We start from the raw sequence: 14,169 nt of genomic DNA, 5'->3' as shown, positions 1-14,169 counted from the left end.
TCCGGCGACGATGGAACCAAAAAAACCCAGAAAGTCGCCTGCTTCGGAAAGACCCCTACTCAAGGCATGGTTAGCTTCCGGCGGTACCAAAGCCTCATACGACGCCACCCTTCCCCAGGCCATCAGCCCCTACGAAGAGGAGAAACTTCATGCTGCCGGCGTCATCCTCAAAACATCGAGAACCTTTTTCGAGAAAGCACGCGGACTTGTAGGGGAAGACAAGTTTGAGGATTTTTGCGCGGATGTAGCCGACAGGGAGCAGGTGCGCGATATGCGCGGCAACGAGTACGGCGGGGCCAAGCCGCGGAATCCTACCGGCATGATAATCGGGCTGCTCCTGCACCGGATCGCCGGCCTGACGCCGAGGTTCCATGCTTCCAGGGAGGAAGTGCTGGCGGTTGCTCCAAAGACCCCACACCCGGCGACTAGGGAAAAGGAAAAGCAGCCAATCCAGCTTAGCCTGATCGAGACGCCGATCTACACCAAAGAGCAGGATGAAAGGCTGCGCCGTCGTATAGAGCGTGCGATGACCCAGACCAAGTTGATCCAGGAGAAGACTGCAAAGGAAAGGGGCGAAATAACGTACTCCTCGGTCAGCCTTGTCCAAGCGAGTCTCCCACACCTTGATCCTGGCAATGCCACGGTGTGGCAGCGGACCAATGGCCGGAAAATGCTGGTCGTACAAACCGGCATCGATTCGATCACCGGCAAACCCTTGGGTTTGCCTTATGGCAGCTTTCCCCGGCTGGCCTTGTACCACATCGCAACCCAGGTGAAGCTGACAGGGAACCCCAGAATCAGCCTTGGCCGTAGCATCTATGCTTTCCTGAAAGCCCTCGGGGTGAGCGATAACAAGAAAAACTACATCGCTGTGTCCGAGCAATGCAAACGTCTGTTTGCGTCGCGTATGTCGCTGGTCGAGACCAAACGACGCACGAATCTGGATGGCTACATCGAGGGGATTAACACAAAATATTTTCCTCCGCTCGCGAAGGAAACTGAATGGTGGTTCAGTTCCGGTCTCGGAACGGGACCCCAACTGGACTTCGAATCTTATATTATCCTGCATGAAGAGTTCTTCCAGAATATGATGCAGAATTCCTTTCCGATAGATCAGGGGGTAATAAGAATTCTCCGGAGAAGTTCGTTGGGTCTGGATGTTTACGGGTGGCTCTGTTACCGGAATTTTCTGATGAATACTCACGGTGCTTCCGAATTGCACATACCGACAGACAAGCTGTTTGAGCAGTTCGGCTCTACCTACAGACGCGAACGCGACTTTCGCGCCCGACTTGGTGACATTATCCGGGTGATTGCTCCGCATTGGCGAGGTGGGCTTAATTATGAACTGGATGAAACCGGCCTGCTATTGAAACCAAGCCCGTTGCAGATCGAGAAATAAACATTACCCTTCAATCAGAGTCCCAAAATATGAATACTGCTGTTCAGGATGAGGAGGCAAGCATGCAAGTTGAGTTAAAGCAACATTACGGGTGGTGCCAGTACACCATTCCGGGGGTCACGACCATTGCGGATGCTGCTTATAGGGCGGTAAGAATGACCCATCCTTTTTTGACCGATACAAATCACACCTACGATGCAGGCAAACGGGAGTTCCAGTGGGGCGGGAAAAATGTCGAATTTCAGTCGGTGCTGGTGTTTCCCGGCGAAGGCGCGCCTGAATATACCGGTCCGGAGTGGTTGAAAACAGATTACTGGTTTGCGGTGCAATACAGGCCACCTGCACCTAAAAATGGATAGCACAACCAAAACTACGGCAAAGGCACAGCCTCTTGTATATTGAGACTTGGTTAGAAAATCTTGATTATGATGAGGTGGCGATGCTATCCAGAAATGATGACCAGGGACCACAGAAGCCCGCCAGCGGCTTTTGTTAGGCCGGACAATCGGGAAGCCTTGCGGACGTTAGCCTTGGCGCAGGGTTTGATGGTATTGTGTGCGTTCGCGATTGCTGGCACTGCCACGCCTCAACCACGGAAGGACCGGAATGCCCTCACTGTGGGGTTGCCGGACCATGGGGTGAGGCAGCGCCATGACGTGCTCCTAGAATATTCTGAGACGTTCAGGAAACTGATAAACCGGAAACATATCTTGTGGATAAGACAATAATTCCTCTCGCGTTAATTTCCCTTTTAGAACCAGTTTTTCCGCTAGAAAATGGACGGTGTCCGAAACGAGTGGGACAGATAAAGAATCGCAAATATCCTTCTCGATTGCATAATAGCCCGGACTGTCATTGCGAAAATTCGTCTTACAATAATCGATCCATCTTTGCAGATCCGGCCACCAGTTGGTGGAGATATTCATTTTCTCCTTAACTATGTGCTGAGTAGCCGCGAGCAACCCTTGATGCTTGTTAATCAGTTCCAAAAGCGGTTCGGGAATTGACTCCGGATGAAAGTGGATCTGGGTCAGTGGGCCACCCATCCCTTTGGCAACGTCATAGACTGATTCATTGGGGATTTTATTGTTGCCAGTGTAATCTACCGCAACTTCCCCTTCCCATGTACCTTCATTCTCGAAAAGTTTTGCATGCTGTATAATATCTCGAAGGGGGGTGGCCAGGATGATTAACAGATGCCCTGCTTCATGAATTGCAACAACCTGCTTTGTTATTTCCATAGATACTATTGGTTTTACTTAACGCAATAATTGACCGGGTCAGGCTGTGGCGGTCAACAGTTCATCCCAGCGTGTGGTATAACGCCGGCTGAGAAACTTCTGGCGCATTCGCCAGGCCGGCTTTTCACCGGCGGCCGACCCGACATGCACGACAGCGCGGCCCATTGACGCGTTGAGCCGGTCCATTGTTTCCATCAGGGCTCGTCGGCGGGCCGACACCTCCGGAGACGCATCGGCAAACGCGCACTGGATGGCTCCGGCATGACCAAGCTCGCCAAACAAAACGCCGACTCTGCGGTAACGGTTCCCATTGCGGAAGACCTGCCCCAGCAGTTCACAGGCAGCCGAACAGAGGATACCCGTATCGGCAGTAGGGTGAATAATATCCCTGCCCGCCATCGGTGCAGGTCCTGTCCCCGGCCTTCCCGACGCCACTTCCAGCCAGACCTGCACGTGCCCGGCCGTGCTCCGCTGGGCCCGGAGCTTTGCGGCCAGCGTGCTCACGTAGGTGCAGAGGGCTTCGCGAATCTCCCCAAATTCGCCCAGGTGTCTGCCAAAACCTTTCGCCGAGCACACGGTCTTGTTGTCAGGAGCCACGTCCTCCAGAGCGATGCACGGCGTTCCTCGCAGTTCGAGCACGATGCGATGTCCGGTCACAGTGAGCATCCGGCGGGCGACCTCGGCGGACAAGTTGCGGAGATCCATCGCGGAGTGGACTCCGATCGCGTCGAGACGTGCAGCCAGCCGTCGGCCGATTCCCCATACCTCCGAGGTCCCCATCGAGGCGAGCAGGGTGTCCTGTTCGCCGGCAACCGCCGGCCAGACAAACACGCCTCCGGTGCTCGTAGTCCGTTTGGCATGACGGTTCGATGCCTTCGCGAGCACTTTCGTCGGTGCGATGCCGACGGAGACCGGAATCCCGGTATGCTTGTACACGGTGCGCCGGATTGCGGTCCCGACCGCGCGCAGATTACAGTCGTCCGGCAGTTCCAGAAAGCTCTCGTCGATGGAGTAATTTTCCATACGAACAGCGAAACCCCACAGCGTCTCGGCCACCCGCCGGCTCATGTCCCCGTAAAGGGTGTAGTTGCTGCTGCAAACTTCCACCCCGTCCCTGCCGAGCTTGGCGCGGATCAGATGCCAGGCATCACCCATCCGGTAGCCGAGCTCCTTCGCTTCCTGGCTGCGGGCAATCACGCAACCGTCATTGTTCGACAAGACCACGACCGGCCGACCCTCCAGCGATGGCCGGAATACGCGCTCGCACGAGGCGTAGAAATTGTTGCAGTCCACCAGCGCCAACATCGCTCACCCCATCCTGTTGATCGAGTATGTGACCACACCCCAGATACGGGATTCGTCATCAAGGGGCATGATGTCGGGATATGCCGGATTGGCTGCCTCCAGTGTGTGACTGTTCCCGCGAGTTCGCAGCCGCTTGACTGTGAAACAACCGTCCACGAGGGCAACGACGATGCTGCCGTCACGCGCCTCCAGTGAACGGTCAACCACGAGAATGGCTCCATCCAGGATGCCGGCGGCGACCATCGACTCGCCCGAGGCACGGACCAGAAATGTTGCCGACGGCCGCGGGATCAGATGCTCGTTCAGGTCGAGGGTGCGATCAGTGTAGTCCTCTGCCGGAGAGGGGAAGCCTGCCTTGACCCCTGAAAGCATGAGCGGGAGGGGAATGCTTTTCCCGGTATCGGCCTTGTGAATCGAAATGACGCGCATGCCGCGCACCATGCCCGGGACCGGACGGCCAGCAACCGGAGAACTGCCGGTTCCAAAGCCGGGCGCGAAATATCAACGATTTGGCCGGATCATTATCCTGTCGGCCGGCGGGAAGGTTGCGGCGAACGGATTTTCGGAAGAAGGACATCGTTGATAGCCGTCTGCCGTGATGCGGTTTTTGCACCCGGGAACGCCTTGACCGCAGAATCCAGGTTGCGGACTGCGGGGGCCAAGTTTCCTGCTTCCCAGGAAGCGAGGACTTCCCTGGCTGCGTCAAGCAGCCGCTGTTCATTTTTGGTATGCGAGTTCATTGAAGGTGATGGTTGCTCTTCCCGCCACTCGGCCGAACAGGCGACGCGGCCCGCGTCGGTCAGTTTGTCACCGTCCATCAGGCCGAGCCGTTTCAGGGTGGCGTGAGTCCTGCTCGCTCCACCAAAAGCACTCCTCCCTCGCAATGAGTGCGTCATGTCGCCGTGGTCTCGCGTGTCGAAGAGCATTTGACGCATGGCGGGAGTGAGTCGCTCAACATCCTTTCGGCGGATACCGTCAATGTAAGCCTGGAGTTTCATGTATCAGAAAAATAGTACGGAAGTCGTCCGCCCTTCCCGTCGGCCAAAAGATTCCCCTGCCCTTTCATCCCTCTTCGCCATCTGCCAGCGGCGCAGCATGGACTGTCAGCCCTGTCTCCGGATCGTGTCGCAGCCAGGTGAGGGTTTGGCTGTGCAGGGCATCGACGACCTGCTGGATCTGCCACTTGTGCTCCGAGGCCTTGGCGGCGTCGAACCTGACGGTAATCTCGTACTTGCCGCAAGCGAGGGCCATTTCTTCGCCCATCCGCACGCCCGCGGAGAAATGAATGTATGGCATGATTATCTCCTTGCCTGTATCGGTGAAAAAGCCGATCGAAACAGAGGGAGTTTTGTTCAGGGTGAGGGAAAAGGGGAGTTGGCTGTCGGCTGTGGAATCAGCCGCTGCCAGATTGAGTAAAGATGTTCGGATGCTGGCAGGCGGTTTTTTTTTTCGCTCCGGGCCTGATGTCTCCCTGCCCGGTGCAGGATCGGTGGGCGGTTTGGCGACCATGCTCCGAGGGCTGTGGAGTCTCTTCCGGATAGCAACAGAAAAGTTCACAAGTCATAACATTGAACTTTTCCGGCCTGACGGCGGGCGAGCTGCGGGCGTGGCTGCCGGTTGTGCTCCGGGAGCTGCGACGGTGGTCTGGCCGGCAGCACGGGATCTTTGCCACTGGTGCCGTGCGGTTTGGCGGATGGAGGTTTTTTTCACCCTCTTCCTTTTGGCAGCAATGACGGAGAGGACCTGCGAGGGTACCGGCCGCGCCACCCTGCGCCTTGAATGGATCTCCGCGAGCAGCAACGGGGGAGCGAACGTGCCGGACAGGCTGGGGGGATGCGGAATGAAAGGCAGGGCGCGCAACACTGACGCGAAAGGAACGCGCGGAAGGCTGCGGGCAACGGTGACAAGACAGGCGAAAAGGCGCTTGGCGACGGGCCAGAGGGTGACGCGATGGTAGAGTGAGGTCGCCGCCTTGGCGATGTCCCTGCTGGAAGGAGAAAGTGGGGGAGAGGGAGGCTTTCCGGGGGAAAGCGAGCGTGTCAGGGCCTTGCGTTCATCGGGGCGAAGCATCTGCGCCGGTCGTCTTGCCGGCATGCGTTTGGGCGGTCGCAACCGGTCGTTGAGCAGATTTCGCAGCGTCGGAACGCTGTGAATGGAAGACAGGGAATCGGGAGTTCGCTCCTCCTGATTTCCGATAGCGTCATCGATCGCGCGTTTCGAGGCGGACAGCCTGGAAATGATGTACTCCGGCATCGGGAGCCGGGCACGCCCTTTCGGATCGAGCGAGACGGGAATGCCCTCGATCTCGAGTTGCCGGCGCAGCTCGTGCTGAAGGACGCCATCGAGGTTCATGTTATTTCGAAAAATGGGTGCGGGTTCGAGGCCGCGCCAACCTGCCCCGGCATCGAGCGTGGCATTCATGACAATGCAGTGGGTGTGGACATGCGGGTCGTCGCGTCGGCTGCGTTCATGCGTGTAGCAGGCGACGATCAGGTTTCCGGTTGCGGCGACTGAGTTCCCGTCCGTGCGGCAGGCAAGCGACTCCATCGAGGAGATTGTGGCCGCGACGGCGGAATCCCATGCCCGGCGTACTTTTTGAGCGATGCGCGGGGGCAGGCAGAGGATGGCAACCGAGATGCTTTTGTGTGGAGAGAGCACCACGTCCCAGCCGGCGCGTCGGTTCGGCTTGCGCCGTTGGCCAAGGTAGCTCCCTTGCATGTCGTAGCCGGTCAGGGCAGCGGCCAGCGATTCGGCCGTAACGTCGGTGTAGCCGGCGAGGCGGGAGCCGTCGCCAGCCCATATGCCCCGCTTCTCGGCGTCGGTCAGGCCCTTGCCGGTGGTGTGGTAGGCCACCCGCGAAGCGACATCCCGTATGACACGGATTTTGAGCATCGCCGGCTGACATATCGCACCTTACGCCTAAGTGCAATTCTAACGAATTGCAGGCCCGCTCTTCTGTCGCGCTTCCCTTCTCCTGAGAGGGATACTCCCCACTTTCTTGGCCCGGCGTGCGCCATGCGCCGATATGGGATGGCTATCGACAAAACACCAACGCCGGCCTCAACTTGCGACTGGCATCCTGCCCGGATGCGGCTGAACCTGCCCAGCAATGCCAAACCATCCCATTATCAGACGCCTTCGCCTCAGAAATTTCGGCCAGCTTAAGGATGCAGCGGTTGACTTTGGAGATCTTACGGTGCTCGTCGGCCCCCAAGCCACCGGGAAAAGCATTTTTTTGCAACTGCTCAAACTGACGGTTGATGCCCCTGTCATTCGGCAAGAGTTTGCCCGCTTTGGGACTTTATACCTTCCTTTCGCGGCGAGGTTTTTGGACCTCTACCTCGGAGAAGGCATGTCCGGGATATTGCATCCACAAGGCAAGGTGTACGTTAACCGCCGGGCAATACCCTTCCAGCTTATAATCAGCGGAGGAGCCGCCCCTCCTCGCGGGGAACCTCAAAGAGAGCGGATGTTTTTTATTCCCGCCCAGCGCGTGATGAGCCTGCGAGACGGCCAGACGCGGCCGTTCATGGATTTCAAGGCAGGCGACCCGTTCTGCCTGCGTGAATTTTCCGAGCGTATCAACCAGCTTGTGCAAGGGGAATTCGGCCTCAATCCACAGTTGTTCCCGCAGGCCAAAAGGCTGAACGCTTCCCTGCGGAGGGGCATAATTGATAATATCTTTGGCGGTTTCAAATTGAGAAGTGACAACAGCAGTTCCCTGCGTCGCATTGTCCTGGATTCGGCGCAAGGGAAGAAGCCATTGCCCTACCTCGTCTGGTCCGCCGGCCAGCGTGAATTCGTTCCGCTCCTGCTGGGATTTTACTGGTTGATGCCGCCAACCCGGGTTTCGCGTCGCGATTCGCTGGAGTGGGTCGTCATCGAGGAACCCGAGATGGGACTTCATCCCGATGCCATCTCCGCCACTTTTGCTGTCGTGCTTGACCTGTTGAGGCGCGGTTATCGTGTCTGCCTCTCCACCCATTCACCGCACATCCTGGATCTGGTGTGGGCGATCAAGGTCATCCAGAAGAACAGCGGGAAGCCTTCGGACGTTTTGAAGCTGTTCCATCTCCCCTCGAACAATCCCACGAAGGCAATCGCCAAGGCGGCTCTGGCAAAGGACTATCGGGTCTTCTTTTTCAACCGGGAAGGAACCGTGCGCGATATTTCCAGCCTCGACCCCGGTGCCAACTCGCCAGAGGAATCCGGGTGGGGTGGACTTACCGGATTTTCCAGCCATGTGGGCGACGTCGTCGCGTCTGTCGTCAACCGTTCATCGCACCCCTGATCCATGACATTTAAAAATGCCGTCGAGGCCTCGGCCGAACCTATTCGCTCAGCATACCGCGAAGGATTGAAAGCACTGGAAAGCAAACACACCTCGCTGATCACTGTTCGCAAAGGCAGGGGGAGAATTACCGGCAGTATCAACTTTGACACTACATTTTCCGGTCACCCCCGATTTCGGGACAAAAAGCTGTGGGATTATGGCATCGGTTTCAAACCTTCCGATGAACGCGGAAACAACGAGCAGGCTATATGGGTTGAGGTCCATCCTGCAGCAACCAGCAACGTCGGCGAGATGCTCGGGAAGCTGGCGGCTCTCAGAAGTTGGCTTGCCAGCGATGGCAGAGACCTTGACCGCCTTACCCGACGCAGTCCGGAAAGCCGGCGATTTGTCTGGCTGGCGACAAATGCGGGAGTTCATATTCCCCGAAATTCATCTCAAGCCAGAGAGCTTGCACTTTCGGGGATCAGCCAGCCCCGCCACACTCTTGAGTTGTCCTGAAATACCTGTTACAATCTATAGTTATGCAGCAGATTATCGATAGCAAAAAGCTCCTCGCCTTCCACACTCTCTGCCGGGTTCTCAGTTTTACGGTAACCGCCAGAGAACTTCATCTCACGCAATCGGCCATCAGCCACGCGATCGCCGGGCTCGAAAGGGATCTCGGAGTAACGTTGTTCAATCGCCTTGGCCGGACCGTCACGATCACGGAGGCCGGAGGCCAGCTTCTGGTCCACGCGGAGGCAATTATCGAAGAGATGGGCAAAACCAGGGAAAGCATGGCTGCCTTGAAAAAGGCCAAGTCGGACTAACGTCCAGGCTCGCCCACGGCGAGATGCGTCACGCCTCGTGCTTGGTCGCTTCGCTCCCGGCACGAGTCGAAGCCGCGGGTAGCCGTGGGGTGCAGCGCCTTGTTCGGTTTATCCGTATTTCTTCGCGTCGTCCAGAAAACGGTTCACCAACCATTCCTTCTGTTCTCGGTCCTCCTTCATGATTTCATCGGTGGTCCGTGAGTAATAGTCTAGCTGTTTCTTGTCTCCGCGATGCTCAGTGTGGGTAACTTCTTCCCTGTCCAGATTCTCGCCGCGCTCGCGCAATGTAGCCACATGAGTAAGCACAATGAAATCTTCGCCAATCTCTTTGACTTTCTTCTCTTCCACCCACGTCTCGCCAGAATTGAAGCATGTGCAAGGAGTGTAAACGGTATCTCCGACTTTGAGTTTTCGTGTCATTTGGTTTTCCTTTCTGCCAAACAGGAAGATCAGCACTGGCCACAGGATTCGGTAAGTAATCCTGTGGGGCGGGGAAAAATCATAAGAGCCTTCGGGCTAGACTGGTCTGCGATCAGGAGGTAGCCGGCCCAGGGGCCGGAGCATTCACGAGGCCGAAAGCCTTTTTGATTTTCTGCACGCTCTGAACCGAAATGCCGAGCGCGGTGGCAATGGCGGTGCCGGTTTTACCCTCGAGGACGGCAGCCTTTACCTGCTCCCTGATTTCCGGGGTTATCGTTGCGCGGGTTCTCTTGGCATCGGAACTTTGGGGCGAATTTGCGGGAAAGGTTTTCTTGGCGCGTTTGCCACGGTTGCCGCCGGCAACCTGAGTCAAGGCCTTGATGAAATCGTTGACGTTTGCGTAACCATATTGGCCGGGCAGCGCAGACAGTTCGGCGGTGCGTTCCTTCTCGATACTTGCACCGAGTTGGGCAATACGCAGCCGAAGATTTGTGAGTTCCTCAATTTTCTGGGTGAGCATAAATACCAGTAGATAGGAATCAGTGTAGCTGATTGCCAGACGAATAATTCAATAAAAAAACGGCCGACCCCCCTGCCCTGTTCGCAAGCTACCAGTGTTGTCCGGGTGCACGGTAAAAGGCCTTTTATCGTAGGCCCTCATCTATCCCGGGTGGTTTCGGTGTGGGCAACCGGTTTCTTGTTATAAAATTTTGTAAAACAAAAGGTTATATAAATCGGGGTTTACGGACGTTGCAGGCCCTTAAGGGGCGTATGTTTACTATCGATATCATTGTAAAATATTGCAATTAATATGCAATCTGGTGTCCCTTACTTACCAGATTCGCCGAACCCGTCGGGCTTCCCCGAAAAGAGGAAACCGGAGGATAAGGCGTCGCAAATGATTATTAACAAGGGTGTTTGTGTGAAACCGCAAACACCCTTATTTCCTCCAAATGACCAATGTAGTTAGGGGATGGAAACCATCATTATCTTTCTCTTCTGCCTCGCCCAATGTCTTAAGGCAATGACAAAATTAATTCATGCTTCCGCCCATCTCCTGGACCAGGTCAAAGCCAAGAAAGGAAAACGGGGTGCGAAGCCCAGGTGCCGCCGTTAAGCAGGAAACTGCTTGTCCGGCCAGGCATTCACCTTACCCGGGTGAACAGTCTTACGTGGGCAGAAAAACCGGGTTGCTTCGACGGCTTGCTTCTTTGCTATGCGGGCATGGGAAGATCGGTGAAAGACGGACGCGTATCCAAGACCAAGGGATTTTCCCTTCACCCGGAACTCGAAGCGAGGGTGGAAGCGCGCGCGAAATCACTCGGCTTGAGCTGGTCCGGGCATGTCCGTCGCTGTATCGAGATGGATCTGATCAGAGGCGGGGTACTTGAAATCCGGCCGCAGACAGTTGGCTCCCCTGATCGCGTAGAAGCTTCCTGATATCCCGAAAGCGCCTCCCCCCTCCCCTGCCCGGTGCCCCTGAATCCTGAATTCGACAAGCTTGCCGCCTGGGTTTTGCGGCTGCCCGTGGCCGGTTGAGGGTGTCCGGGGGAAATGCGGGATCGTCAGTCGTTGGCCCGACGCTTGCCTTCCTGGATAAGTTGCTCGACAGCCTCAATGAAAGTATGGTCACGCGGAAGCAGTCTTAGGGCCGCCCGGACAATCAGTGTATTGGAGGGTTTGATGTTTTTGGAGTACAGAATCGTGCTCCTTTCCATGATTATACGCTTGTCGTCTTCGCGGAGGTACAGGCCGCCAACCGCGGACGTGTAGGTCTGTTTTTTAAATTTGGCTGGTGCAGCCGGTGACGGCGGAACGGCAGAAGACGCCGGTGCCGGTTCCGGCTGATGGTGTTGCGGTGGAGTGCGTGTATCCGGAGGGATTGAGGCTTCTGGAGCAGGTTGGGTGCGTTGAGCCACAGACTGCCGGAGTGTAGCGAGGAGATCTTCTTTTTTGGATTTCGATTTTTTCAGACTCATTGGAAGTAAGATAATTGTATGCCGGAAGTTCCACCAGTTTCCAGAAGTGCTACCTTCGGTTCGTTTGGGTTGCAGCCCCTGCAATCGGCAGAAGTAGCGTGACGGCCGTGGTGAATTTCAGCAGTTCTTTCTGGGCGGCGGAGTCGAGGGAGTTCCAGCCTTTGAGGGAAGCGTGCTTGTAGGATTCGCGCAGGTTGAGCGTTGCCGGGAGCAATTCTCCGATCTGTTTCAAAAAACTGGCTGCTGCTTCGCCAAGAATGGTATTCGCGCGAACCTTGTTGAGCACGATTCTGACAACCGCATTGGGATTTGTGCGGGTTGCGAATTTGTAGGCCTCTTCCACCTCCTGCATGTCCAGGGGGTCAGGACTTGTCGGAATCAGGATCACGTCCGACTCCAGCGCGGCTGCACGGGTGGCGGCGCTTGTCAGGTCGGGAGGCGTGTCAAATATTCGAATAGCTCCCCTGCTCCCCAGGCTTTCAAGGGGTATGTTTTGCGTGTCATTATTTTGGCACAGAATTCGCAGCACTTTGCTTGCCGAACCTTGCTCATCGTAGTCACGGATGGAAACCGATTGGTTGGTTTGGAGAAGGGCTTCATTGAGAAGAATGGAGAGCGTCGTTTTCCCCGGTCCCCCCTTTTTGGAAATGAGCGCGATATTCATGGGTGTTCTATGAATTAAGCTGCCAGTTTGATAGCATGTCAAACTGGTAATTTGCCAAACTGGCAGGTTGACAACCTACCAGTATATCAGCTTTGCGGAACCAAGGAGAGTTATTAAGATTCGATCGGATAGAACGTTAGGATAGTGGTCCGTAACTGGCAATCTGCTATTCTGCCAGAATAGCAGAGGCAAATGTTGGTTTTGGAACCCTGCCCTGCAGCCCAGGTGCTCGCCTCTGGAGCGCGGGATTGCCTGCCAGCTTGCCAGTCTGGCAGACTGCCGCATCCCCCCTCCCCTGCCCCGGTTTAGTGATTCGGGGTGGTGGTGTGGTCTTCCTCGCTGGCAGGTCATGCTTCCGCAGTCATCAGGACTGCTGGGGCCCGCGCAGTGTCCTTGTGTGGCCCGGGCAATCCGGGCCTAGTATTCTGCCACATTGCTAACCTGTTAAGCTGGCAGAATGGCAGGATGATTTAAGGGTAAGGGTATCAACGCGTGCAGGTGGGTTTTGGGGGAAACGATTGATTCCTGCTAGTCTGCCAGTTTGGCAGATTGACAGAAAACGGGGCATTAGATCAGCATATGCGACCGGATTCATGACCTAGGGGCAGAACAACCAGTCGGCCTCTCCTGTCTCGGTTTCATGATCCGAATGTCGTTAGTGGGCCTTCTGGGCAATCCGCCCCATCTCTCGCAAGTATCCCCCGGGGGATACGGTCTTGCGTAGCGTTCGGGTGTTTGGGATGACCGGAGCCAGCGGGCTGGCATACTGCTATTCTGATAAAGTGGCAAACTGGCAGGGAGGCAGGTAGGGGGACACTGCGGTGAGGCTGGAGTCCTGCTGTATTGCTATTCTGCCATCCTGATAGTTCTGGTTGGGGCTGCAAAGCAGGGCCGGATGGCCGGTTGATCCTGCCAGCTTGGCAATATGTGAGAATAGCAGAGGCTACAAGCGGGGGAGGGTCATGTCGACCATGTCACCATGGCAGCGCGACGGCGATGTGAGGTTGAGTACTCCGGGATGTCGGACTGATCAGGCTGGCAAACTGGCAACCTGATAAACTGGCAGGGTGTTGATAGGGCAGGGAGCGAAGGTCGGGGCGAGGTGCGTTTTGTGTGTCTGATTTACTGGCAATGTGGCAGACTGGCAGGAATGGGCACATCCCTGTCCGGGTGAGGAGCCGGCCGTAATATGCAGGATCTGCTATTCTGGCAAACTGGCAGGGAGCCGGCGGTGTCCAGCGGAATGGATTCGGTCATGTAGGGCTTGTTGCCCGGCAAACTGGCATATTGCTAAACTAGCAAACTGGCGGGCTTGGGGCCGGCGTAGCTGAACCGGGACGGGGCGGTGATGAGCGTAGCGGGAGCCCCGCCGGTCGGGTCAGCGGGAGGTTCCTCTCTCCCCTGGGGGAGAGGGGGAAGGGGGAGCGGGGGACTTGCTTGGGTGACAATCAGGGAACGGTTTGCCGGTGCGGGGCAGGGGAGGGGAATTCACGAAGCCGACTCAGGCGGTTTCCCGCGTTCCGGATAAAGGACTCGGCTTTTCGTGCTGAGTAGCCGCGTCGGGACAGCGTGGCCTGCAATTCGGAGAGTTGGTCGAGCAGGGGACCGCCTTCCTCAAAGGTGAGGGTTTGATCACGGATTCGGAAATGCGTCCCGGGGGACTTGAGGAAAGCGGCATACCTGACATACGGTTCCACCCGGGGCCAGAGTTCGGCTGCATGTTTGGCGAGTTGCACCAGATCCCGGAAATTTCTCTGGGCGGTGATGCGGAGCAACAGTTCGGCCTGACCTTTGACCGAATCTCCAACCAGCAAGGCGGATTGTTGCAGTGCTCCGGAACTTATTGGAGAGAGGATAATTGTGATGGTCTTGTTTTGCCGGGAACGTTGTTTCTGGCGCTGCCTGGCCTTGCGCACCCTTGCGAGTGCCCTTTTGCGGAGTCTATCCGATAAAGCTTTGGTTTGCTGGGAATTATCGAGGATTCCCTGCTCAATCTGTGTTACCGTTTCCATGGTCGTGATCCTGTGGAGATTTCATACTCAAAGGCACCCGGAA

15 protein-coding genes are annotated in these 14,169 nt (G+C 56.4%); 4 read left to right on the top strand and 11 right to left on the bottom strand.

Going from position 1 to position 14,169, the window contains the following annotated elements; all coding sequences use genetic code 11:
* Positions 1–10 precede the first annotated feature (10 nt).
* Positions 11–1,402 carry a hypothetical protein gene (locus tag OPIT5_00460; protein ID AHF95041.1) on the top strand — a complete coding sequence of 464 codons (1,392 nt, stop codon included), beginning with the start codon at positions 11–13 and terminating at the stop codon, positions 1,400–1,402.
* Between the two features lie 29 nt (positions 1,403–1,431).
* Entirely contained in the window at positions 1,432–1,761 is a 330-nt protein-coding gene (locus tag OPIT5_00455; GenBank protein AHF95040.1) for a hypothetical protein, read from the top strand.
* A gap of 303 nt (positions 1,762–2,064) precedes the next feature.
* Here the strand turns inward: OPIT5_00455 and OPIT5_00450 are convergent, their stop codons facing one another.
* From OPIT5_00450 to OPIT5_00425, 6 genes are all read right to left on the bottom strand, one after another.
* Complete coding sequence (locus tag OPIT5_00450) at positions 2,065–2,643, bottom strand: hypothetical protein (protein ID AHF95039.1); 579 nt, start codon at positions 2,641–2,643, stop codon at positions 2,065–2,067.
* Between the two features lie 39 nt (positions 2,644–2,682).
* Complete coding sequence (locus tag OPIT5_00445; protein AHF95038.1) at positions 2,683–3,948, bottom strand: hypothetical protein; 1,266 nt, start codon at positions 3,946–3,948, stop codon at positions 2,683–2,685.
* Positions 3,949–3,951: 3 nt separating this feature from the next.
* Positions 3,952–4,389 (bottom strand): family S24 peptidase, encoded by a 438-nt coding sequence (locus OPIT5_00440; protein ID AHF95037.1) that lies wholly within the window; start codon positions 4,387–4,389, stop codon positions 3,952–3,954.
* A gap of 80 nt (positions 4,390–4,469) precedes the next feature.
* Positions 4,470–4,946: a hypothetical protein gene (locus OPIT5_00435; protein ID AHF95036.1), complete on the bottom strand. Its 477-nt coding sequence runs from the start codon at positions 4,944–4,946 to the stop codon at positions 4,470–4,472.
* Positions 4,947–5,010: 64 nt separating this feature from the next.
* Positions 5,011–5,457 carry a hypothetical protein gene (locus tag OPIT5_00430; protein AHF95035.1) on the bottom strand — a complete coding sequence of 149 codons (447 nt, stop codon included), beginning with the start codon at positions 5,455–5,457 and terminating at the stop codon, positions 5,011–5,013.
* A 51-nt stretch (positions 5,458–5,508) separates the two neighbouring features.
* On the bottom strand, positions 5,509–6,840 hold the full coding sequence (locus tag OPIT5_00425) for a hypothetical protein (protein AHF95034.1): 1,332 nt from the start codon (positions 6,838–6,840) through the stop codon (positions 5,509–5,511).
* 217 nt (positions 6,841–7,057) lie between these two features.
* On the opposite strand from OPIT5_00425, the gene OPIT5_00420 reads away from it, so the two are divergent.
* Both OPIT5_00420 and OPIT5_00415 read left to right on the top strand, forming a co-directional pair.
* On the top strand, positions 7,058–8,239 hold the full coding sequence (locus OPIT5_00420) for a hypothetical protein (GenBank protein ID AHF95033.1): 1,182 nt from the start codon (positions 7,058–7,060) through the stop codon (positions 8,237–8,239).
* 524 nt (positions 8,240–8,763) lie between these two features.
* Positions 8,764–9,051, top strand: a complete 288-nt coding sequence (locus OPIT5_00415; protein ID AHF95032.1) for a LysR family transcriptional regulator — start codon at positions 8,764–8,766, stop codon at positions 9,049–9,051.
* Positions 9,052–9,159: 108 nt separating this feature from the next.
* Here the strand turns inward: OPIT5_00415 and OPIT5_00410 are convergent, their stop codons facing one another.
* The 5 genes from OPIT5_00410 to OPIT5_00390 all read right to left on the bottom strand — a co-directional run bounded on the left by OPIT5_00410 (position 9,160) and on the right by OPIT5_00390 (position 13,928).
* Positions 9,160–9,507, bottom strand: coding sequence for a hypothetical protein (locus OPIT5_00410; protein ID AHF95031.1), 348 nt, complete (start codon positions 9,505–9,507; stop codon positions 9,160–9,162).
* A 76-nt stretch (positions 9,508–9,583) separates the two neighbouring features.
* A complete protein-coding gene (locus OPIT5_00405) occupies positions 9,584–9,991 on the bottom strand; it encodes a mucin (protein ID AHF95030.1) in 408 nt (135 codons plus the stop codon).
* A 1,045-nt stretch (positions 9,992–11,036) separates the two neighbouring features.
* On the bottom strand, positions 11,037–11,189 hold the full coding sequence (locus OPIT5_00400; protein ID AHF95029.1) for a hypothetical protein: 153 nt from the start codon (positions 11,187–11,189) through the stop codon (positions 11,037–11,039).
* Positions 11,190–11,499: 310 nt separating this feature from the next.
* Positions 11,500–12,114, bottom strand: coding sequence for a hypothetical protein (locus OPIT5_00395; GenBank protein ID AHF95028.1), 615 nt, complete (start codon positions 12,112–12,114; stop codon positions 11,500–11,502).
* 1,448 nt (positions 12,115–13,562) lie between these two features.
* Positions 13,563–13,928: a hypothetical protein gene (locus OPIT5_00390; GenBank protein AHF95027.1), complete on the bottom strand. Its 366-nt coding sequence runs from the start codon at positions 13,926–13,928 to the stop codon at positions 13,563–13,565.
* Positions 13,929–14,169: the final 241 nt, after the last annotated feature.

The organism is Opitutaceae bacterium TAV5, from assembly GCA_000242935.3.
In the GTDB taxonomy this organism is placed as follows: Bacteria; Verrucomicrobiota; Verrucomicrobiia; order Opitutales; family Opitutaceae; genus Geminisphaera.
Note: the sequence above shows the minus strand (reverse complement) of the source record. Positions and strands in the feature narration are given on the sequence as shown.